Source organism: Ruminococcus sp. AF20-12LB, from assembly GCF_003478985.1.
Taxonomy (GTDB): domain Bacteria; phylum Bacillota; class Clostridia; order Lachnospirales; family Lachnospiraceae; genus Blautia_A.
Window position 1 is genome coordinate 86,823 of sequence record NZ_QUGH01000008.1, and the last position, 23,245, is coordinate 110,067.

General features: G+C 46.4%; 18 protein-coding genes and 3 tRNA genes. 20 read left to right on the top strand and 1 reads right to left on the bottom strand.

The genetic code is table 11. The features are described from left to right. Position 1: 1 nt before the first annotated feature. The 10 genes from DWX61_RS11355 to DWX61_RS11400 all read left to right on the top strand — a co-directional run bounded on the left by DWX61_RS11355 (position 2) and on the right by DWX61_RS11400 (position 10,517). Positions 2-1,489, top strand: a complete 1,488-nt coding sequence (locus tag DWX61_RS11355; RefSeq protein WP_118625367.1) for a glutamate synthase subunit beta — start codon at positions 2-4, stop codon at positions 1,487-1,489. A gap of 227 nt (positions 1,490-1,716) precedes the next feature. Further along, positions 1,717-3,039, top strand: coding sequence for a type I glutamate--ammonia ligase (glnA, locus tag DWX61_RS11360; protein ID WP_118625369.1), 1,323 nt, complete (start codon positions 1,717-1,719; stop codon positions 3,037-3,039). A 38-nt stretch (positions 3,040-3,077) separates the two neighbouring features. Further along, on the top strand, positions 3,078-3,632 hold the full coding sequence (locus tag DWX61_RS11365) for an ANTAR domain-containing response regulator (RefSeq protein WP_118513738.1): 555 nt from the start codon (positions 3,078-3,080) through the stop codon (positions 3,630-3,632). A 122-nt stretch (positions 3,633-3,754) separates the two neighbouring features. Then, complete coding sequence (gene aspS / locus DWX61_RS11370; protein WP_022426749.1) at positions 3,755-5,086, top strand: aspartate--tRNA(Asn) ligase; 1,332 nt, start codon at positions 3,755-3,757, stop codon at positions 5,084-5,086. A gap of 14 nt (positions 5,087-5,100) precedes the next feature. After that, entirely contained in the window at positions 5,101-5,394 is a 294-nt protein-coding gene (gene gatC / locus DWX61_RS11375) for an Asp-tRNA(Asn)/Glu-tRNA(Gln) amidotransferase subunit GatC (protein WP_110102034.1), read from the top strand. Positions 5,395-5,409: 15 nt separating this feature from the next. Continuing rightward, entirely contained in the window at positions 5,410-6,882 is a 1,473-nt protein-coding gene (gene gatA / locus DWX61_RS11380; protein WP_118625371.1) for an Asp-tRNA(Asn)/Glu-tRNA(Gln) amidotransferase subunit GatA, read from the top strand. Beyond that, positions 6,879-8,318 carry an Asp-tRNA(Asn)/Glu-tRNA(Gln) amidotransferase subunit GatB gene (gene gatB / locus DWX61_RS11385; protein ID WP_118062614.1) on the top strand — a complete coding sequence of 480 codons (1,440 nt, stop codon included), beginning with the start codon at positions 6,879-6,881 and terminating at the stop codon, positions 8,316-8,318. Before gatA ends, gatB begins: the two co-directional genes overlap by 4 nt. A 6-nt stretch (positions 8,319-8,324) precedes the next feature. Beyond that, entirely contained in the window at positions 8,325-9,548 is a 1,224-nt protein-coding gene (locus DWX61_RS11390) for an LL-diaminopimelate aminotransferase (protein WP_118625373.1), read from the top strand. Between the two features lie 287 nt (positions 9,549-9,835). Then, on the top strand, positions 9,836-10,162 hold the full coding sequence (locus DWX61_RS11395; RefSeq protein WP_015525755.1) for a cupin domain-containing protein: 327 nt from the start codon (positions 9,836-9,838) through the stop codon (positions 10,160-10,162). A 270-nt stretch (positions 10,163-10,432) separates the two neighbouring features. Continuing rightward, positions 10,433-10,517, top strand: a tRNA-Leu gene (locus DWX61_RS11400). Between the two features lie 115 nt (positions 10,518-10,632). Here the strand turns inward: DWX61_RS11400 and DWX61_RS11405 are convergent. Beyond that, a complete protein-coding gene (locus DWX61_RS11405; RefSeq protein ID WP_118625375.1) occupies positions 10,633-11,952 on the bottom strand; it encodes an ATP-binding protein in 1,320 nt (439 codons plus the stop codon). Between the two features lie 768 nt (positions 11,953-12,720). Between DWX61_RS11405 and DWX61_RS11420 the strand changes: the two genes are divergently transcribed. The 10 genes from DWX61_RS11420 to DWX61_RS11465 all read left to right on the top strand — a co-directional run bounded on the left by DWX61_RS11420 (position 12,721) and on the right by DWX61_RS11465 (position 23,211). Continuing rightward, a tRNA-Leu gene (locus DWX61_RS11420) sits at positions 12,721-12,805 on the top strand. Between the two features lie 27 nt (positions 12,806-12,832). Then, positions 12,833-12,917 (top strand) — tRNA-Leu (locus DWX61_RS11425). 289 nt (positions 12,918-13,206) lie between these two features. Next, a complete protein-coding gene (locus DWX61_RS11430) occupies positions 13,207-14,217 on the top strand; it encodes a deoxyguanosinetriphosphate triphosphohydrolase (RefSeq protein ID WP_022426754.1) in 1,011 nt (336 codons plus the stop codon). A gap of 19 nt (positions 14,218-14,236) precedes the next feature. Then, positions 14,237-16,030 carry a DNA primase gene (dnaG, locus tag DWX61_RS11435; RefSeq protein ID WP_118625379.1) on the top strand — a complete coding sequence of 598 codons (1,794 nt, stop codon included), beginning with the start codon at positions 14,237-14,239 and terminating at the stop codon, positions 16,028-16,030. 39 nt (positions 16,031-16,069) lie between these two features. Beyond that, on the top strand, positions 16,070-17,197 hold the full coding sequence (gene rpoD, locus DWX61_RS11440; protein ID WP_021651146.1) for an RNA polymerase sigma factor RpoD: 1,128 nt from the start codon (positions 16,070-16,072) through the stop codon (positions 17,195-17,197). Beyond that, on the top strand, positions 17,190-17,918 hold the full coding sequence (locus DWX61_RS11445; RefSeq protein ID WP_270427262.1) for a tRNA (adenine(22)-N(1))-methyltransferase: 729 nt from the start codon (positions 17,190-17,192) through the stop codon (positions 17,916-17,918). Before rpoD ends, DWX61_RS11445 begins: the two co-directional genes overlap by 8 nt. Further along, positions 17,905-18,687, top strand: a complete 783-nt coding sequence (locus DWX61_RS11450) for a Nif3-like dinuclear metal center hexameric protein (protein WP_118625381.1) — start codon at positions 17,905-17,907, stop codon at positions 18,685-18,687. The genes DWX61_RS11445 and DWX61_RS11450 overlap by 14 nt, the downstream gene beginning before the upstream one ends. Positions 18,688-18,760: 73 nt before the next feature. Beyond that, the gene (locus DWX61_RS11455; RefSeq protein ID WP_182433987.1) at positions 18,761-20,428 is read left to right on the top strand and encodes a nucleoside kinase; all 1,668 of its coding nucleotides are present in this window, start codon (positions 18,761-18,763) and stop codon (positions 20,426-20,428) included. 215 nt (positions 20,429-20,643) lie between these two features. Then, a complete protein-coding gene (selD, locus tag DWX61_RS11460; protein ID WP_243119177.1) occupies positions 20,644-21,678 on the top strand; it encodes a selenide, water dikinase SelD in 1,035 nt (344 codons plus the stop codon). Between the two features lie 159 nt (positions 21,679-21,837). Then, positions 21,838-23,211: a sodium-dependent transporter gene (locus tag DWX61_RS11465; protein WP_118625385.1), complete on the top strand. Its 1,374-nt coding sequence runs from the start codon at positions 21,838-21,840 to the stop codon at positions 23,209-23,211. Positions 23,212-23,245: the final 34 nt, after the last annotated feature.

A 23,245-nucleotide genomic window follows, 5' to 3' on the forward strand; every position in this document is an offset into this window, starting at 1 on the left:
AATGGGAAAGCCAACTGGATTTTTAGATTATAAAAGAGAAACGGCAAAGGTTTTGCCGCCAAAGGAACGTATTCAGAATTTCAACGAATTTCGTATTCCGTTAAATAAAGAAAAACAGAAACTTCAGGGAGCACGCTGCATGGCCTGCGGCGTTCCCTTCTGTCAGGCAGGTATGATGATCGGCGGAATGGCTTCCGGCTGTCCGCTTCACAACCTGGTTCCGGAGACCAACGATCTTGTATACACAGGAAACTGGAAACAGGCATTCCTTCGTCTGAACAAGACGCACAGTTTTCCGGAGTTCACATCCAGAGTGTGTCCGGCGCTCTGTGAGGCGGCATGTACCTGCAACCTGAACGGAGATCCGGTCAGCACAAAGGAGAATGAGAAAGCGATCATTGAGACTGCCTATGCAGAAGGATGGGTGAAACCGCAGATTCCGCCTGTCCGTACAGGAAAGACGATCGCAGTTATCGGAAGCGGACCTTCCGGACTGGCAGCAGCACAGCAGCTGAACCGCCGTGGCCACAGCGTAACTGTATTTGAGAGAAACGACCGTATCGGAGGACTTCTCCGCTACGGCATTCCGAACATGAAACTGGAGAAAAAGGTCATTGACCGCAGACTGAAGCTGATGGAAGAGGAGGGCGTGAAATTTGTTACCAATATCAATGTTGGTGTTGACATCACTGCAGAACAGCTTCTGAAGGATTATGACCGTGTCCTTCTCTGCTGCGGAGCTTCTCATCCGAGAGATATCAAGGTTCCGGGAAGAGATGCCAAGGGAATTTACTTTGCAGTGGATTTCCTGAAGCAGGTAACAAAAAGTCTTCTGGATACAGATTTTGCAAAATTCCCATATGAGCTTGCAAAGGGCAAAAATGTTCTGGTCATCGGCGGTGGCGATACCGGTAATGACTGTGTGGGAACATCCATCCGTCTGGGTGCGAAATCTGTAACACAGCTTGAGATGATGCCGCAGCCTCCTGCAGCAAGAACTCCTTCCAATCCATGGCCGGAATGGCCGAAGGTCCTGAAAACCGATTACGGCCAGGAAGAGGCTATTGCAGTATTCGGCCATGATCCTCGGATCTATCAGACAACCGTTACCGAGTTTGTCAAGGACAAAAAAGGAAATGTCTGCAAGGCCAAGATCGTAAAACTGAAAAGTGTAAAGGATGAAAAGACCGGAAGATTCAATATGGTACCGGTTGAAGGCAGTGAGGAAGTGATCCCTGCAGATGTGGTCCTTATTGCGGCCGGCTTCCTTGGCAGTGAGAAATATGTGACAGATGCTTTCCGTGTAGCGCTTACACCAAGAACCAATGTGGAAACAAAACCGGAGCAGTATGCAACAAGCGTGGACCGTGTATTCACAGCAGGTGATATGCATCGTGGACAGTCTCTTGTAGTATGGGCGATCCATGAAGGGCGTGAGGCTGCGAAAGCAGTGGATGAATCACTGATGAGCTATTCATATTTACAGTAAAATAACAGATACCAGGGGCAAAAGATCAAAAAACTGTTCGTGTTTCCGCGATAAAGCTTTTGAACTTTTGCCCCTTTTAAAAAATGGTTGACAAAGAATTGACCGATTGCTATAATTACGTCCATGAACAAGGGTGTTCTTCAGGAGCGAAAGCTCTCTGAAGTGCACCCTTTTTCTGATTTTGAGGGTAATTATTTGTGTGATGAGGAAATAAAGGAGAGAATACTATGGGGAATTATACCAGAGAAGAGATTCTTGCAATGGCAGAGGAGGAAGACGTAGAGTTCATCCGCCTCCAGTTTACAGATATGTTTGGAACTCTGAAAAATATTGCGATCACAGCAAGAGAGCTTCCAAGAGCCCTGGATAACCAGTGCGTTGTATATGGCTCTCATATTGCGGGCATTGTGGGGGAAAAGGAGCCGGATCTGATCCTGTATCCGGATTATAATACCTTTTCAATTCTTCCATGGCGTCCTCAGCAGGGAAAGGTTGCAAGACTGATCTGCGATATGCGCCGTGCAGACGGATCAGAGCATGAGATGAGCTCCAGATACATTCTGAAAAAAACAGCGCAGGCAGCAGAAGAGGCAGGCTATACCTGCTATGTTGACCCGGAATGCGAGTTTTTCCTGTTTCATATTGATGATAACGGAATGCCTACAACGGTTTCTCACGAAAAGGCCGGATATCTGGATGTAAGTCCGGTGGACTTAGGCGAAAATGCAAGACGTGACATGGTACTGACTCTTGAGGATATGGGATTTGAGGTGGAATCCTCTCATCATGAGACAGCACCTGCACAGCATGAGATCGCCCTTCATTACGGAGAAGCACGTGAGATGGCAGACGAAGTTATGACCTTTAAGATGGCAGTAAGAACTGTAGCCAAACGTCATGGACTTCATGCGACATTTATGCCGAAGCCAAGACGGGAAGTAAATGGTTCAGCCATGCATATCCATTTTTCGCTGTTTAAAAATGGAAAAAATATTTTTGCGGATCCGGAGGATCCGTCCAGATTAAGTGAAGAGGCATACTATTTTATCGGAGGTCTTCTGGCTCACAGCCGTGAGATGACTCTGATCACCAATCCGCTTGTAAATTCCTATAAGCGTCTTGTGCCTGGATTTGATGCGCCTACAGAACTGACCTGGACGAGAAATAACCAGAATTCACTGGTAAGGATCCCGAGAGTCAATGGTGCTGATACCAGGATCGAGCTTCGAAGCCCGGATGCTGCATCCAACCCATACCTTGTTTTTGCGGTATGCCTGGCAGCGGGCCTGGATGGAATCCAGAAGAAGATCTATCCTACAAAAGCTTCTGACCGTTCTCTTTCCGAGTCGGATCAGAAGGAACAGGGTATCGAGAATTTACCGGAGAACCTGCGGGAAGCGATCACGCTGTTTGAGGACAGCAGCTGGATGAAAGAAATCCTTGGGGAGACTTTCTGCGAACAGTATGCGCAGGCCAAGAGAAAAGAGTGGCTGCGTTATTCCCAGGAGATTTCCGACTGGGAGATCGAGGAGTATCTGTATCGGATCTGATGAACGAGGCATAATGGGACGAAAGGGAGTGGCGGCTTATGAACACGAGTATCGTGATTGCATTACCGAAAATAGAAGATGCAAAAAAGATCCGCACAGTCCTTAACCGATATGGATTCACGGTGGCGGCGGTGTGCAATTCGGGTGCAAACGCCCTTGCCAGTATCTCGGAGCTTGATGGCGGCGTTCTGCTTTGCGGCTATCATCTTCAGGATATGTACTATCGTGATCTTCTGGACTATATGCCGGATTATTTTGAAATGCTGCTTATGGCCTCCCAGGGAGTGATCAGTGAGGCACCAACCACCATTTTATGCGTGGGAATGCCTCTGAAAGCCGGAGATCTGGTAAATACGGTGAGCATGATGCTTTCCCAGATCGAAAGGCGCTGGAAAAAAGATAAGAAAAAGCCGAAGCAGCGTTCATGGAAAGAACAGAATTATATTTCAAATGCAAAGATGCTTTTAATGGAAAGAAATCACCTGAGCGAGGATGACGCATACCGCTATATCCAGAAATGCAGTATGGATTCCGGGACTAATATGGTGGAGACAGCCCAGATGGTTCTGATGCTTTTATATGACTCTGTGTAAAAAAAACAACAGAGCGGACAGAAATGATCTGCGCTGAATGCCTGATATCACACCGGATCGGGGAAAATTCCTCAGGGAATTTCCTGATTCGGTGAAACTACTTTGAATTGGAGGATGAGGGAATGGAATTTATGGATGGAATCTGTAAGACTAGAGAATGTGCCTGGGATGTGCTTCTTTCTGAGAGCATGAAAGACCAGGAAGCGACAGTGGAAGGTGCAATACACAGCATCCGTAATATGGGGGACGTGGCATTTGTGATACTCCGAAAAAAAGAAGGGCTTTTTCAGACCGTATATGAAAACGACAAGACAAATGTTTCCATTCATGATCTGAAGGAGGCAATGTGTGTGCGCCTTACAGGAACTCTTCATGAGGAAGAAAGAGCGCCTCACGGAAGAGAACTCCGCATCAGCCATGTGGAGATCCTTTCCTCACCTGCAGAGCCTCTTCCGCTGGCCATCGACAAATGGAAGCTGAACACTTCCCTGGAGGCAAAGCTGAATTATCGTCCTATTGCCCTGCGTAATGTGCAGGAGCGTGCAAAATTCAAGATCCAGGAGGCTCTGGTGCGGGCGTTTCGTGATTACCTCTATGAGAAGGGGTTCACCGAGATCCACACACCGAAGATCGGAGCCAGAGGTGCGGAGGGTGGTGCAAACCTGTTCAAGCTGAGCTATTTCCATAAACCGGCTGTTCTTGCACAGAGCCCGCAGTTTTATAAACAGATGATGGTAGGTGTTTTTGACCGTGTATTTGAGACAGGCCCTGTATTCCGTGCAGAGAAGCATAACACAAAACGTCATCTGAATGAATATACAAGCCTTGATTTTGAGATGGGCTATATCAACGGATTTGAGGATATCATGGAGATGGAAACCGGATTTCTCCAGTACGCAGTAGAGCTTCTTAAGAAAGACTACGCCCATGAGCTTTCCATTCTGAAGGTGGAGCTTCCGAAGGTGGACAAGATCCCGGCAGTACGTTTTGACAAGGCCAAAGAGCTGGTAGCTGAAAAATATAAACGTAAGATCCGCAACCCATATGATCTGGAGCCGGAGGAAGAAGCGCTGATCGGAAGATATTTTAAAGAAGAATATGATGCTGATTTTGTTTTTGTCACACATTATCCGTCTAAGAAGCGTCCGTTCTACGCAATGGATGATCCGTCAGATGAGAAATTTACATTAAGCTTTGACCTTCTGTTCAAGGGACTTGAGGTAACTACAGGCGGACAGCGTATCCATGATTATCAGATGCTGAAGGATAAGATCGCAGCCCGTGGTATGGATGAAGAGGGTATGGAGCAGTATCTGGATACCTTCAAGCATGGAATGCCGCCTCATGGAGGACTTGGAATCGGGCTGGAACGTCTTACCATGCAGATCCTCGGAGAAGAAAATGTTCGTGAGACTTGTCTGTTCCCGCGTGATATGAACAGACTTGAGCCGTAATAAGGAGAAAAAAGATGGCAAAGATAATCGATGATGAAACAATGGAAAATGTCTGCATCCTTGCGAAGCTTTCTCTGACAGAGGATGAAAAGGAAAAAGCAAAAGAGGATATGCAGAAGATGCTGGACTATGTAGACAAGCTGGACGAGCTTGACACCTCTTCCGTAGAGCCCATGTCCCATATTTTTGAGGACGAAAACGTATTCCGTGAAGATATTGTGACAAACGGAGACAATCATGAGGCAATGCTTGCCAATGCACCGAAGCAGAAAGAAAACCAGTATCAGGTTCCGAAAACAATTGGATAAGACAGGAGACAGGACATGGATTTGGGAAAATTAACCGCATTACAGCTTGCGGAAAAGATCAAGCAGCATCAGATAAGCGTCCTGGACGGTGTGAAATACGTTTTTGATCAGATCGAAGCAAAAGAGGACAAGGTCCACGCTTATCTTGATACTTACAAAAAAGAAGCCTATGCAAGAGCAAAAGAGGTACAGAAGGGCATTGAGGACGGAACCTATACCGGACCTCTTGCCGGCGTACCTGTTGCAATTAAGGACAATATCTGCATCAAGGGAAAAACAACTACCTGTGCATCGAAGATCCTTGAGGATTTTGTGCCGCAGTACAATGCCGAGGTTATTGACCGTCTGGAACAGGCAGGTCTTGTGATCATCGGAAAGACAAACATGGATGAGTTCGCCATGGGAAGTACCACAGAGACATCTGCTTACGGTGTTACCAGAAACCCGTGGGATCTGGAGCATGTTCCGGGCGGCTCCTCCGGCGGCTCCTGTGCGGCAGTGGCAGCAGGAGAGACTTACCTGGCACTGGGGTCTGATACCGGCGGTTCCATCCGTCAGCCAAGCTCCTACTGCGGTGTTACCGGAATCAAACCGACCTACGGAACGGTATCCCGTTACGGACTGGTTGCCTATGCATCCTCTCTGGACCAGATCGGACCGGTGGGAAAGGATGTTGCGGACTGTGCGGCACTTCTTGAGATCATCGCCGGACACGATGCCAAGGACAGCACCTCCATGAAGAGAGAGGATCTTGACTTTTCCGCTTCTATGACAGATAAGATCGTGGGAATGAAATTCGGTGTGCCGAAGGAATATCTCTCAGAGGGACTGAACCCGGAGGTAAAAGAGGCCTTTATGAATACGCTGAGGGGCCTTACCGAGATGGGCGCTGTGGTGGAATTTTTCTCCATGAAGACAACAGAATATATGATCCCTGCCTACTACATCATTGCCAGTGCAGAGGCCAGCTCGAACCTGGAGCGCTTTGACGGTGTGAAGTACGGCTTCCGTGCAAAAGAGTACGAGGGACTTCATGATATGTACAAGAAGACAAGAACCGAAGGCTTCGGCGAGGAAGTAAAGCGCCGTATCATGCTTGGCTCCTTTGTGTTAAGCTCCGGTTACTATGATGCTTACTATCTGAAAGCACTTCGTACAAAAGCCCTTATCAAAAAGGAATTTGATCAGGCCTTTTCCAAATATGACGTTCTTCTTGCTCCGGCATCACCCTTTACGGCGCCGAAGCTGGGAGAGAGCCTGAAAGATCCTCTTGCCATGTATCTTGGCGATATTTATACGGTAGCAGTAAACCTGTGCGGACTTCCCGGAATCACAGTTCCATGCGGAAAGGACGCAGCAGGACTTCCGATCGGAATCCAGATGATCGGTGACTGCTTCAAAGAAAACAACCTGTTCCGCGCAGCACACGCCTATGAGAAAAAACGCGGTGATTTCGGAACGGCAATGGAAGGGGGAAAAAAGGCATGAAACAGTATGAGACAGTCATAGGACTTGAGGTGCATGTGGAGCTTGCCACAAAAACAAAGATATTCTGCGGATGCTCCACAGAATTCGGAGGCGCACCAAATACACATACCTGCCCGGTCTGCACCGGTATGCCGGGCTCTCTTCCGGTCCTCAACAAAAAAGTGGTAGAGTTTGCCATCAAGGCAGGTCTTGCGGCAAACTGTCATATCCATCAGTACTGTAAGTTTGACCGTAAGAATTATTTTTACCCGGATAACCCCCAGAACTATCAGATCTCTCAGCTGTATCTGCCGATCTGCTATGACGGAGCTGTTGAGATCGAGACTTCCGCAGGCAAAAAGACCGTACGTATCCATGAGATGCATATGGAGGAGGATGCCGGTAAGCTGATCCATGATGAGTGGGAAGACTGCTCACTGGTGGATTACAACCGAAGCGGGGTACCGCTGATCGAGATCGTATCTGAGCCGGATATGAGAAGCTCCGAGGAGGTCATCGCATATCTGGAAAAGCTCCGCTGCACCATGCAGTATCTTGGAGTTTCTGACTGCAAGCTCCAGGAGGGCTCCATGCGTGCCGATGTCAATCTTTCCGTCCGTGAGGTGGGAAGTGAGACCTTCGGAACAAGAACGGAGATGAAGAACCTGAACTCCTTTAAGGCTATTGCGAGAGCGATCGAGGGAGAGAGAGAACGTCAGATCGAGCTTCTGGAAGAAGGCAGAGCCGTTGTTCAGGAGACACGAAGATGGGACGATAACAAAGAGTCCTCTCATGCCATGCGTTCCAAGGAGGATGCCAAGGATTACCGTTACTTCCCGGATCCGGATCTTCCGCCGATTCATATTTCAGATGCATGGATCGAAGAGCTGCGTGCTTCCATTCCGGAGCTGCGTGAAGCCAAGATGGAACGTTATCAGAAAGAGTACGAGCTTCCGGCTTACGATGCGGGAATCCTTACGGAATCCAGACATCTGGCAGGACTTTTTGAGGAGACAGCCGTTCTTCTGGGAAATCCGAAAAAAGCAGCCAACTGGTTTATGGTGGAAGTTCTACGCCTGACAAAGGACAAAGGTCTTGATCCGGAAAAAGTAAACTTTACACCGAAGCATCTGGCAGATCTTCTTTCCATGGTGGAAAAAAAAGAGGTCAGCGCACAGAATGCCAAAAAAGTGTTTGAAAAAGTATTTGACGAGGATATTGATCCGGTTGTATATATAGAAGAGAATGGTCTTAAAATCGTAGAAGATACAGGTCTTCTCACCGAAACTGTGAAAAAGATCGTAGATGCAAACCCCGGACCGCTGGCAGAGCTTCTGGGCGGCAAGGATAAGGTTATGGGATTTTTCGTAGGACAGCTGATGAGAGAGCTGAAAGGCAAGGCAAATCCTGACAGCGTCAGAAAAGCACTGGCAGAGGAAATTGAGAGAAGGAGATAAAATACTATGGTTACAGTAAATCAGAATTATTTAAAACTTCCGGGAAGCTATCTGTTTTCCAATATTGCAAAGAAGGTAAGCGCATATAAGGAGGCCAATCCGGAATTTAAGGATTCTGTGATCAGTCTTGGAATCGGTGATGTGACACAGCCGCTTGCACCGGCGATCATCGATGCCCTTCATAAATCCGTAGACGAGATGGCACACGCAGAAACCTTCCACGGATATGCTCCGGATCTCGGATATGAATTCTTAAGAAGTGCCATTGCAAAAAATGATTATCAGTCCAGAGGCTGCAACATCAGCGCAGACGAGATTTTTGTTTCCGATGGAGCAAAAAGTGATTCCGGAAACATCCAGGAGATTTTCGGACTGGATAACAGGGTTGCGGTATGCGATCCGGTTTATCCTGTATATGTAGACACCAACGTTATGGCCGGACGTACTGGCCTTTATAACAAAGAGCGTGAGAACTTTGATGGTGTGATCTACATGCCCTGCAAGGAGGAGAATGGTTTCCTTCCGGAAATTCCGGCAGATGAGGTACCGGATCTGATCTATCTCTGCTTCCCGAACAATCCCACCGGTGGTGCGATCACAAAGGCAGCTCTTCAGGAGTGGGTTGACTACGCCAACAAAAACGGCTGCGTGATCATCTATGATGCAGCATATGAGGCATATATTTCCGAGGAGGATGTCCCTCACAGCATTTATGAGTGCGAGGGTGCAAGAACCTGTGCCATCGAGCTTCGAAGCTTTTCTAAAAATGCCGGTTTTACAGGCGTTCGTCTTGGCTTTACCATTGTTCCGAAGGAACTGGTGCGTGATGGCGTAGAGCTTCACAGTCTCTGGGCAAGACGCCATGGAACCAAGTTTAACGGTGCTCCGTACATTGTACAGAGAGCGGGCGAGGCTGTTTACTCTCCGGAGGGAAAAGCACAGCTGAAGGAGCAGATCGCTTATTACATGCGTAATGCAAAGACGATCCTGGAGGGACTTTCCGCAGCAGGATTTTCCGTGTCCGGTGGAAAAAATGCTCCATACATCTGGCTGAAAACACCGGATCAGATGACCTCCTGGGAGTTCTTTGATTATCTTCTTGAGAAAGCACACATCGTAGGAACACCAGGTTCAGGCTTTGGTGCACATGGCGAGGGATATTTCCGTCTGACTGCATTCGGAAGCTATGAGAATACACTTGAGGCAATTGAGAGAATTAAAAATCTGTAATATAGGTATAAATTGCGGAGCAGGTCTTTGGAAAAGAGCTGCTTCGTTTTTTAACCGAATCAAAGAAGTATCCTGCTTCAATTGCGAATAGAAGCTCCCGGCAGGGTTGCGAAAAGCAATAAACAGTGGGGAAAATTTGCCTGTAAGTTAATTTGTGAAAATAACAATAAGGATTGCGAAAATTTATCATATCATTTATAATTGTACAGGAAGTAGGGCGCAGGCCGCAGAAAGCCTGTGTTCATAAAAATTCACAAATTTACGCAATCACGAAAGGGGATTTTATCATGGGTATCAGAAGAGTAGAAAATATGTGCGGCGGTAAAGGCCATGTGATCATCAAAGACATTCTTGAGGGAGACGAGCTGAAGGGAAAATGCGGACTTTACGCACAGGTTACCATCGAAAAAGGATGTTCTCTGGGATACCATGAGCATCATGGCGAGACAGAAACCTACTATATCTTAAGCGGTGAAGGCGAGTACGACGATAACGGTGTGAAACGTCCGGTAAAGGCCGGCGACATCACCATCACACCGGATGGAAAAGGACATGGTCTTACAAATACAGGCGACACAGATCTTGTGTTTATGGCACTGATCATTTTTGACTGATCCATATAGAAAAAACAGAAGTGAGACAGAAGGGCGGCCTTTTTGAAGAGGCTGCTCTTTTTACGACTGAGGCGTAACCGGTGTCGGAGTATAAATTCTGGGATGAAAGATTAGCTGTCTCAGATTGGTATTGAACGAAATGTATTAATTGTATAAACAAAAAATATTTTTGGATTTTTTTAGAAAAAACTGTTGACATACAAAAAGCACTTTGCTATACTATCACTTGTCGCGAGGGAGAGAATAAAAAATCCCAAAGAAATGCGATATGCGGAAGTGTCGGAACTGGCAGACGAGCAAGACTAAGGATCTTGTGAGCATTGCGCTCGTGTGGGTTCAAGTCCCATCTTCCGCATTATTATTTTGAGAGCCTTGTAAATCTGATGGTTTACGGGGCTTTTTGTTTTGCTTATCTATAGGTTATCGCTGAACTACATTTTCAGGACAGCCCCTTCTTAAAAATTTCTTTTTTATTCTGAAATCAACCAATCAATCAAGTTGATGGATTTAATACCATCGTAGGAAGAATCCATTCCGGTATTTAAGGATAGAACTATTTTTTCGTAGTTATCGCTGATTTTCTGGAGTGGTGCTAATTCGCGTTTGCGAACCTCTTCGCTGGTCATGGATTCCGTGACCTGAACATAAAGTTTGTCATCTGCTTTTGTTGCGATAAAATCCACTTCGGAATTATCCACTTTGCCGATAGAGACATCATAGCCTCTACGTAGCAGTTCAAAGTAAACAACATTTTCTATTGCATGTCCGCTATCACGGTCTCTGAATCCAAGCAGATAGTTTCTAAGTCCGATATCAACGATGTAATATTTTCCAAGAGTACGTAAGAATTCCTTTCCTTTAATATCAAATCTCTTGATGTCATAGAAGAAGTATGCTTCTAGTAGTGCATTCACATAGGCCTGAACGGTGTGAGCGCTTGGAGTTCCTTTTCGCTTTCCATCTTCTAGAAGACCTTCATTAACTAAGGTGTTGCCAATGGAAGAAACAGAAATACTGCTTCCGATGTTATCTGCAAGAAACATGACAATCTTTTTCAAAAGCACAGGGTCGGTGATTCTCTTTTGACCTCTGCGATTTTCACGTTCGAGAATATCCCTCATAATAACAGTTGAGTAGATACCCTCAAGTAGCACCAGAGCCTTTTCTTGGTCCAGTCCAACATCAGCAATTCCCGGCATTCCGCCAAAACGCATGTAAGCATCGAAAACCTCTCGGAGTTCATAGTGTTCGCCGGTTTTATCAAATGCTTGCTTGCGTGTGCCACCTAACGCACTTTTGGTTTCTCTTATTTCAAAATCATGGAATGTTAAAAATTCAGAGAAAGACAATGGAAGCATCTTTATCTCTACGCATCTGCCTGATAAATAGGTAGCATATTCAGAGGAGAGCATATAAGCATTCGAACCAGTGACATAGATATCGCAATTGAAGTCAATACGGAAAGAGTTGATTGCATCCTCCCAGTTAGGAACCCGTTGAACCTCATCAAAGAAAAGGTACATTCTTTTATCTGGCTGGATGTGCTGCTTGACGTATTCGTAGAGAGAATCGCTAGTCATGTTCTTAAATTTATGTGACTCAAAATTCATTTCAAGGATCTGGTTGTCTGTGATTCCGGTTTCTTTCAAATGAAGAGTCATTAGTTTGAGTAGGCTGGACTTGCCACATCTACGAATTCCAGTTACAACCTTAACTGGCTCGGTATCTTGAAATGCTATAATCTTATTTAAGTATAAATCTCTTTTTTTGAGTTCGTGAGTATCTATCATTTGGTATTCCTCCTTGTGAAAAGAGTATAGCATAAACTTACAGAAAAAACAAGTTTATGCACTGAAATGCAGAAACTATTAAAATTCGACAATTTTTGCATTTTACAAGAAGAGAATGCTTCTATCATCGTAGACAGAAGCACCGGATGACCACCGTGAGCCAGCTTTTGCTCCAGCGTTAGCTTCATGAGTTCTTTTGTCGGTGGAGACATATCCTTAAATCCCTGACCAAATGGAACAACAGTAAAGCACATCGAGACAATGCAATAAAAAATGAGTATAATCTCTCTTTGTCCGGAATCACAGCCGGATTCCTTCTTTTGCATAGGATAGTATGCCAGAGATACCTTTTTTCGATCGATAATAGAAAGAAGAATGCTGTTTTTTTTGAATCGGATCTGCCGTTTGGATGATTGCTGTTTGTAAGCACGGTTGATTCTGCTACAGGATATCCTTTGCAGGCGGGATTCTTTTTTGTATGTGGTGTGTGGGAATCTGTGACAGAAGTGGGCGCTTTTTCTTTCAAAAGGAAATACAGGATAGAAAACATTCCAACTGTACGTTCAAAGTGCCGGCATCCAAAGTAACTGCATACAAAAAACTCCTGAAAGCAAAAGGAGCAGGGCCAAAGATAAAAGTGACAAAATAACAGAAAAAACAAGAAAATACAAAACTTTTGAAAAAAGGTGTTGACATACAAGATCCACTTTGCTATACTATCACTTGTCGCGAGGGAGAAAATAAAAAATCCCAAGGAAATGCGGTCATGCGGAAGTGTCGGAACTGGCAGACGAGCAAGACTAAGGATCTTGTGAGCATTGCGCTCGTGTGGGTTCAAGTCCCATCTTCCGCATTGGAAGTTTCCAATGAAATGCGATATGCGGAAGTGTCGGAACTGGCAGACGAGCAAGACTAAGGATCTTGTAAGCATTGCGCTTGTGTGGGTTCAAGTCCCATCTTCCGCATGACTTTAAAACAGAGCTGTGAATCGCAGCTCTGTTTTTGGCTATATGAAAGTAAATTATTGCCTGCCTGTACTGACGGAGAAGCTGAAATGGAAGATTTCCGTGATATATTTGTATTCATTTCATATACAATAGGATAATTTTGGACATCTTAAGGGCTGATCAGACCGTAACTCCAATATTTTTTGAATTATTTTTTCAGAAAAGAGGAATTTGTGGTTTTGTGTAGAATATAATTAACAGAGGGTATTTTGTCGCCGCTGTTTGTCAGACTGTGGAGGAAATGCTTATGAACATCAGAGAGAGCATGGAACAGAGAGAACGGGAGCTTTTGAGTCCTTATGCTTCTCACAGCGCAGATACCAGAGGCCGGGAGCACCCGGAAGAGGAATGCGATGTGCGGACAACGTATCAGAGAGACAGAGACAGGATCCTTCACTGTAAGGCTTTTCGCCGTATGAAGGATAAGACACAGGTGTTTCTGGCACCACAGGGAGATCATTACCGGACCAGACTGACACATACACTGGAGGTATCGCAGATCGCCCGGACTATTGCCAAGGCACTTCGCTTAAATGAAGATCTGGTGGAAGCGATCGCTCTGGGACATGATCTGGGGCATACGCCTTTTGGACATGCAGGAGAGAGAGCGCTGGATCAGGTACATCCGGGTGGCTTTGCCCACTATAAGCAGAGCGTCCGGGTTGTGGAAGTACTGGAGAAAAACGGAAACGGGCTGAACCTTACCTGGGAAGTCCGCAATGGGATCATGAATCACCGCACCAGCGGAAATCCTTTCACACTGGAAGGACAGGTGGTACGTTTTTCTGACAAGATCGCCTATATCCACCATGATATGGACGATGCCCAGCGGGCAGGGATCATCACAGAAGATGATATTCCGGTCACAATGAGAACTTTTCTGGGCTATACCACGAGAGAACGGCTGAATACTTTCGTACATAATATTATAGAGAACAGTATGGGGAAAGACAGCATCTCCATGTCGCCGGATGTTTTTGAGGCGATGATGGAGCTTCGGGCACTGATGTTCCGGAATGTCTATGAGAATCCGGTTGCCAGGAAAGAAGAGGATAAAGTGATCCAGATGCTGAGTGAACTGTACGGATATTATACCGACCATCCGGAGGCAATGTCCCGGGAATACAGAGAACTGGTGGAATACCGGGGAGTACCTAAGGAACAGGCAGTATGTGATTATATTTCGGGAATGACGGATCAGTATTCCATGGAGAAATTCAGGGAGATCTATATACCGAGAGCCTGGGAGGTCTATTAAATGGAAAAGAGGGATAAGCATGCGATATTCAGATGACATCATAGAAGAAGTCCGAATGAAAAACGACATTGTAGACGTGATATCCCAGTATGTGAAACTGACACGGAAGGGGAGCTCCTATTTTGGGCTGTGTCCCTTCCATAATGAGAAAACCCCTTCCTTTTCCGTAACACCATCCAAGCAGATGTATTACTGCTTTGGCTGCGGGGCAGGAGGAAACGTATACAATTTTATCATGGAATATGAGAATTACTCGTTTGGTGAGGCTTTGTCACATCTGGCTGACCGGGCAGGGGTAGAGCTTCCAAAGATCGAGTATTCCAGAGAAGCCAGAGAAAAAGCAGAACAGAGAGCAAATCTTCTGGAGATCAACAAGCTGGCAGCACAGTATTTTTATTATCAGCTCCGGAGAGAAGGCGGAAAGACGGCTTACGGATATCTCACGGGAAGAGGTCTCTCCGAGGAAACCATCCGTAAATTTGGTCTTGGATATTCAGACAAGTATAGTGATGATCTGTACAAATATCTTAAGGGTAAGGGCTACAGTGATGAACTTCTCAGGGAATCCGGCCTGTTCAATGTAGATGAGCGGCGAGGCATGTATGATAAGTTCTGGAACCGTGTGATCTTCCCAATCATGGATGTAAACAACCGGGTCATTGGTTTTGGAGGTCGTGTCATGGGAGATGGCAAGCCCAAGTACCTGAATTCACCGGAGACGAAGATCTTTGATAAGAGCCGGAATCTTTACGGGCTGAATGTGGCCAGGACCACCAGGAAGAATTATCTGATCCTTTGTGAGGGATATATGGATGTGATCGCCATGCATCAGGCTGGCTTTACCAATGCAGTGGCGTCGCTTGGAACTGCACTGACCTCCGGACATGCAAGTCTTGTGAAACGTTACACCAAGGAAGTTCTGCTTCTTTATGACAGTGACGGTGCAGGGATCCGGGCAGCACTTCGTGCGATCCCGATCCTTCGTGAAGCCGGGGTAACGTCCAGGGTAGTAAGCCTGAAACCGTGGAAAGACCCTGACGAGTTTATTAAGAATGAAGGAGCAGAGGCTTTTGAAGAACGGCTCAATCATGCCATGGACAGCTTTATGTTCCGTGTGCACATTGCGGAACAGGAATTTGCCATGGATGCACCCCAGGGACAGAATCAGTTTTTTGAGCGGTGTGCCGGGATGCTCCTGGAGCTTTCCGATGAACTGGAGCGGAATCTTTATATAGAAGCCATCGTAAAGGAATATGGCCGCTATGGAGTGGGCACGGAGGATATCCGGAAAAGGGTCAACACACTGGCTCTGAAGGGGACGCCTGCAGAGAAACGGATCCAGCCAAAGTCCGGGACTCCGGAAACAAAGAAAAAGGAATCCGCCGCAGACAAAGCACAGAAGCTGATGCTGACCTGGCTTGTAAATTATCCGGGTATTTTCGAACAGGTGGAAAAATACATTTCCCCTTCCGATTTTGTGGTACCGCTGTATAAAGAGGTAGCTCAGATGCTGTTTGACCAGCATAAGGAGGGAGAGACCAATCCGGGAAAGCTTCTCAATGCCTTTACAGACAGTGAGGAGCAGCGGGAGGTGGCATCTCTTTTTAACGCTACCATTCATCTGGAAAACGAAGGAGAACAGCAGAGGGCTTTTTCCGATGCGCTGCTTCGGATCAAGGAAGAAAGCCTCAAAGAAAAAAACCGTACCTGGGACCCGTCAGACATGGCCGGGCTTCAGGAACTGATAAAAGCAAAAAAAGAACTGGAAGACCTTGGAAGAAAGAGGCAGCAGCTGCATATTTCTTTCAATTAAGGATAAAATATAAACACTATATGGAGGTATAGAGCACCTATGGAAATGAATATGGCAAAATTCAGCGAGAAACTTGTAGAGCTTCTTGAACTTGCGAAAAAGAAAAAGAATGTGCTGGAATATCAGGAGATCAGCGACTTTTTCAAGGACTCTCCACTGGAAGTGGATCAGATGGAGAAGGTTTTTGACTTCCTGGAGGCCAGCGGTGTGGACGTTCTCCGTATCACAGAAAACAGCGGTGACGAACTCCTCCTTGATAACGATATGGATATGGATGGGATGGAAGATGAAGAAGAGGTAGAGCTTGATAAGATCGACCTCTCTGTACCGGAAGGTGTCAGCATTGAGGATCCGGTCCGTATGTACCTGAAAGAGATCGGTAAAGTCAGTCTGTTAAGTGCAGATGAGGAGATCGAGCTTGCCAAGAGAATGGAAAAGGGTGATGAAGCTGCCAAGAAACGTCTGGCAGAAGCCAATCTCCGTCTTGTTGTCAGCATTGCAAAGCGTTATGTTGGACGTGGAATGCTGTTCCTTGATCTGATCCAGGAGGGAAATCTTGGTCTTATCAAAGCCGTTGAAAAATTTGATTACAGAAAAGGCTACAAGTTCAGTACCTATGCAACCTGGTGGATCCGTCAGGCTATCACAAGAGCCATTGCAGATCAGGCACGTACCATCCGTATCCCTGTGCATATGGTTGAGACCATTAACAAGCTGATCCGTGTTTCCCGTCAGCTGCTCCAGGAGCTTGGACGTGAACCTACGCCGGAGGAGATCGCTGAGGAGATGGACATGCCGGTGGACCGTGTACGTGAGATTCTTAAGATCTCCCAGGAGCCGGTATCTCTGGAAACTCCTATCGGTGAGGAGGAAGACAGTCATCTTGGCGATTTCATCCAGGATGATAATGTTCCGGTACCAGCAGATGCAGCTGCATTTACACTTCTGAAGGAGCAGCTGGTAGAAGTCTTAAGTACGCTTACTGACCGTGAGCAGAAGGTCCTCCGCCTCCGTTTCGGACTGGACGACGGACGTGCCAGAACTCTGGAGGAAGTTGGTAAAGAGTTCAATGTCACAAGAGAGCGTATCCGTCAGATCGAGGCAAAAGCTCTGCGCAAGCTGCGTCATCCCAGCCGCAGCCGCAAGCTGAAGGATTATCTTGACTGATAAAAATATATCTGTACAGCTTTCCATGCGTCTTCGTGCTATTGCCGGTATGGTAACAAAAGGAAACCGGCTGGCAGACGTAGGATGTGACCATGGCTATCTGTCGATCTGGCTTGTCAGTGAAAAAACAGTTCCGTCAGCCATTGCCATGGATGTACGTCCGGGACCGCTTTCAAGAGCCAGGGAGAATATTACCCGTTATGGCCTTGAAGATTACATAGAGACCCGTTTGAGCGACGGGCTTGCGAAGCTTGAGCCGGGAGAAGGTGATACCCTGGTGATTGCGGGAATGGGTGGTCCTCTGATGGAAAGGATATTGAAGGATGGAGCGAAGGTCCGGGAGGGGTTTCAGGAACTGATCCTGCAGCCTCAGTCGGACCTTCCTCATTTCCGGCATTTTCTTTCTGAGATCGGCTGGGAGATCGTAAGGGAAGAAATGATAAAAGAAGACGGAAAATTTTATCCTATGATGAAAGCGGTACGCAACAATTCGGGAAAAAAGACTGTTTACACAGAGGAAGAGGCCTGGTTTGGACCGCTCCTTCTGGAAAAACGTCACCCGGTCCTTAAAGAGTATCTTCTCCGAGAGGAAATGATCCGTAAGAAAATACTTGCCTGTCTTTCCGGGGCAGAATCTGTTTCCGCAAAAACTCGTCTGGCAGAAGTAAAGGAGGAAATGGAGCTGATCCATACAGCTCTGAAACGATATGAAAGCATATGAACTGATCGAATGGCTGAATGAGCACCATCCGCAAAAATTTGCGGAGGACTGGGATAATGTGGGACTGTTGGTGGGAGATGACCAGAAAGAGATTTCCCATGTATTTCTTGCACTGGATCTTACAGAACCGGTGTTGGATGAGGCGGTTGCGTCCGGTGCGGACATGATCCTTACCCATCACCCAATGATCTTTTCCGGGATCAAAAAGATCAACAATCATACCTTTACCGGAAGAAAGATCCTCCGTCTGATAAAGGAGGATATCCCGTATTTTGCCATGCATACCAATTATGATGTGATCGGAATGGCAGATCTAAGCGCAGATCATCTGAAGCTTCAGGATACAAGGGTGCTTACAGTTACCGATGGATCCGGGGAGCAGCCGGAGGGATTCGGAAGAGTGGGAAAGCTTCCCCATGTTATGACTCTTGGTGAGTTTGGAAAATATGTAAAAGAATGCAATCATATTCCGGATGTGCGGGTTTACGGTGATCTGGACCGGAAGATCGAGACTGTGGCGATCTGTACAGGAAGCGGAAAGAGTATGATCGGTGATGTGATGGCCGCCGGTGCGGATGTATATGTGACAGGAGATATTGATTATCATACTGCCATCGATACTATGGCAGATGGTCTGGCGATCGTAGATGCCGGACATTACGGTACGGAGTATATTTTTGCGGAAGCTATGGAGAGGGAGCTGAATGAGGCATTCCCTGCTCTTAAGACAACCTGCGCCAGTGTGAAAAATCCATATACTGTTTTATGAACACAGATCGTAAAAGGATCGCGTTCATGATATGTGACAGCAGTACAAATATAAGCTTGTGGAGGTGATCGTTATGGAACAGACAATGATTAAAGTGACCATAAACGGAGAAACAAGGGAATATCCCAAAATGACACCGTATTCTGAGATCATAAGGGATTATGAGGGCAAAACAGAGTATCCGGTGATCCTTGTGACTGAGAACGGAAAGCTCCGTGAGCTTCACAAGAAGCTTCAGCATGACTGTACACTGGGATTTATAACCGCAAAGGACAGTGCCGGTCGAAAAACCTATCGGAGAAGTGCGATCTTTATTCTTTTGAAGGCAATTTTTGATGTAGCCGGAAAAGAGAATGTGGATCATGTTGTGATCCATTATTCTATTGGAAATGCTCTTTATTTTACCATGAAAGGCAGTGCTACCCTGGATCAGGAGCTTCTTGACCGGGTGAAGGTGCGGATGCGGGAACTGGTAGACCAAAAGCTTCCAATCTGCAAACGCAGTGTCAGCACGGATGATGCCGTTTCCATGTTCCACAGGCATCATATGTATGATAAAGAAAAGCTGTTCCGTTATCGGCGGGTTTCCAGAGTGAATATTTACAGCCTGGAAAATTTCGAGGATTATTTTTACGGATTTATGGCACCGGATTCCGGCTATGTGAAGTATTTTGATCTGCAGCTTTATGATGAAGGCTTTGTGCTGATCCTTCCGAGGCAGAAGAACCCGGATGTGCTGGAGCCTTTTGAACCCCAGGATAAGATCTTTCGTGTGCAGAAGGAATCGGAAGAGTGGGGCGATAAGCTGGATGTTGCCACTGTGGGAGATCTCAATGACCGGATCACAAGAGAAGGTGTGCAGAGCCTGATGCTGATCCAGGAGGCACTTCATGAGGCCAAGATTTCTTCGATCGCAGAGGAAATCCGGAGAAGAGGCAATGTAAAGTTCGTAATGATCGCAGGCCCGTCTTCTTCCGGAAAGACCAGTTTTTCTCACAGATTATCGATTCAGCTTTCTGCTCATGGTCTGAAGCCGCATCCTATTGCTGTGGATAACTATTTTGTGGATCGTGAACATACGCCGTTGGATGAATTCGGAGAAAAGAATTATGAGTGTCTGGAAGCTATTGACACGAAGCAGTTTAATGAAGATATGCTGAATCTCCTTTCGGGAAAAACTGTGGATCTTCCTACATTTAATTTCAAGACCGGATGCAGGGAATACCGAGGAGACCAGCTTCAGCTTGGAAAAGATGATATCCTGGTCATCGAAGGCATTCACGGGCTTAATGACAAACTGAGTTATGCCCTTCCAAAAGAGAGTAAGTTTAAGATTTATATCAGTGCGCTGACACAGCTAAACATTGATGAGCATAACCGGATTCCCACAACGGATGGAAGGCTGATCCGCCGAATTGTCCGTGATGCACGTACACGTGGAACTTCCGCAAAGGATACCATTGCAAGGTGGCCTTCTGTACGGAGAGGCGAGGAGCAGAATATTTTTCCGTTCCAGGAGGAAGCAGATGTGATGTTTAATTCTGCTCTTGTGTATGAGCTTGCCTGCCTGAAGGTTTATGCGGAACCGCTGCTTTTTGGAATTGACAAGAGTGAACCTGAGTATCAGGAGGCGAAGCGGCTTTTGAAGTTCCTGGATTATTTTGTGCCGGTGCCCAGTGAAGGTGTTCCATTTAATTCGCTTCTGAGAGAGTTTATTGGCGGTAGTTGTTTTAATGTATAAATTAATTGTATAAATAAAAAAAGCTATGTGTAGATATAAGGCTCTATGCAATGCAGATATCGGTTGGTGCAAAGATGAGAAGATCAGGATTTCTCTGTGCATGGGATCTGTGGTGTGTGGAGTCTTTTGAGGGTGAATCGGAAAAGGTAAAGTCCTCTGTGGTACTGCGGATAGACGACGGGATTTACAGGGCTTAAAGGAAAGGGAAAGTGATCATGAAAGAAAAAGTACAACTGACAAAACTGGCTCCAAATTGTGGCTGTGCAGCTAAGGTAGGACCGGGGACTCTGGCGGGAGTTCTTGGCGGGCTGCCAAAGTTCTGTGATCCGGATCTTCTGATTGGAACGGACACTTCAGACGATGCGGCCGTTTATAAGGTTTCCGAAGATCTGGCACTGATCCAGACACTGGATTTTTTTACTCCGGTGGCAGATGATCCTTATGATTTCGGGCAGATCGCGGCGGCCAATGCATTGAGTGATGTGTATGCTATGGGTGGAACTCCGAAGACAGCTTTGAATATTGTGGCGTTTCCGAAGGATATGGATGTGGAGATCCTCGGGGAGATCCTGCGTGGTGGTGCGGATAAGGTGATGGAGGCTGGTGCGGTTCTTGCCGGTGGCCATACGATCCAGGATGACACACCAAAGTATGGGCTCAGTGTGACGGGTTTTGTAGATCCGAGGAAGTTTTGGAAGAATTTTGGAGCGCAGACCGGGGATAAGCTGATCCTGACGAAGGCGCTGGGTGCGGGGATCGTGAATACGGCGATCAAGGCGGATCTGGTGACGGAAGGTGCACGTAAGGCGGTTTTGGATTCCATGAAGAAACTGAACCGAGATGCCTGTGAGGTTTTTAAAGAGTTTGAGGTTCATGCCTGTACAGATGTGACGGGGTTTGGTCTTGGGGGACATGCTACGGAGATGGCTGTGGCCAGTGACCGGACGATTGTGATCGATACGGAGAAGCTGCCGGTGCTTCCGGATGTGGAGGAGTTTGCTTCTATGGGATTGATTCCGGGTGGGGCTTACAGGAACCGGGAGTTTGCTGAGAAAACCGGAGTGAAAAGTGTGGCAGAGCTCTGGAGGGAGGATCTGGTGTTTGATCCGCAGACTTCCGGGGGATTGCTGGCGGCGGTTCCGGAGAGGGATGTGCCGGAGATTATGAAGCGGTTGGATGAGTCTGGTTTGCAGGCCGGGGTGATCGGTGAGGTTGTGGATCGACAGGAGTGGACGTTGGTGCTCCGGTAGGGCTTGAATTGACGAGCGGACGCCTGGCAGGAAAATATAAGCTCTGTATTTTTTTATATATTGTTTGCCTGAGAGATAAAAGCGTGGTATCATCATATGGGCGGAAATTGAGAAGACATAAAGAAAGAATATGAAAAATGTGACGGGAAAGGAAGAATTATGGAGAAACACAAACATGAGAGAAGTACATTTTCCGGGAAGATCGGATTTGTGCTGTCTGCAGCCGGTGCTTCAGTAGGGCTTGGGAATATATGGAGATTCCCTTATCTGGCGGCAAAGTACGGCGGTGGGATTTTTTTACTGATCTATATCATTCTGGCATTGACTTTCGGATATTCTATGATCGTGGCAGAGACAGCTCTGGGACGCATGACAAAGAAAAGTCCGGTAGGTGCGTTTGGAGCTTTTGGTAAATCAAAGTGGCTGTCTTTGGGCGGTTGGATCAATGCGATCATACCGGTTCTGATCGTGCCGTATTATTCCGTGATCGGTGGCTGGGTAATTAAATACCTGGTGGAGTATGTAAAGGGAGGCAGTCAGACTCTTGCCGAAGACGGATATTTTTCTGCTTTTATAGCGGATGGATTTTCTACAGAAACCTGTTTCCTGTTCTTTGCACTGCTTACGCTGGTGATCATTTATGCAGGTGTGCAGAATGGCGTGGAACGAGTTTCCAAATTAATGATGCCGATACTGGTATTTTTGTCTATAGTCATTGTCGTTTATTCGGTAACAAGACCAGGAGCACTGGAAGGCGTGAAATATTTTCTGATACCAAATATCAAAAACTTCTCCTGGATGACAGTGGTTGCGGCAATGGGACAGATGTTTTATTCCCTGTCGATCGCAATGGGTATTCTGGTAACTTTTGGTTCTTATATGAAAAAGGATGTATCTATTGAAGGTTCTACACAAAATGTAGAAATTTTTGACACAGCGATCGCAATGATGGCAGGTTTAATGATCATTCCGGCAGTGTTTGCATTCTCCGGTGGAGAACCGGATACGTTACAGGCAGGACCGGCACTGATGTTTATTACGATTCCGAAGGTATTCGCAAGCATGGGATTTGGAACTCTGGTTGGAATCCTGTTTTTTGTACTGGTTCTCTGTGCAGCCTTGACCAGTTCTATTGCACTGACTGAGAGTGCAGTATCTACTTTTCAGGATGAACTGAAATGGGGACGCAAGAAGGCAACAGTATTTATCGGAGTTATCATGGTTGTTCTCGGAAGTCTTTCTTCTCTTGGCTATGGTCCTCTGGCGTGTGTTAAGGTCATTGGAATGCAGTTCCTTGATTTCTTTGATTTCCTGACGAACTCTGTCATGATGCCGATTGCAGCGATTGCTACCTGTATTCTGATATCCAGAGTAGTCGGTATAAAGAAGATTGAAGATGAAGTACTGCAGGAAGGTGGCACTTTCCGCAGAAAACGAATCTTTAATTTTATGATCCGGTATCTTTGCCCAATCTTTGCGGCAATTATTCTTTTCAGCTCTGTGGCAAATGCATTTGGATGGATTTCCATGTAGCAGAAATAAATTCCAACTTTACAAGTCTATACAC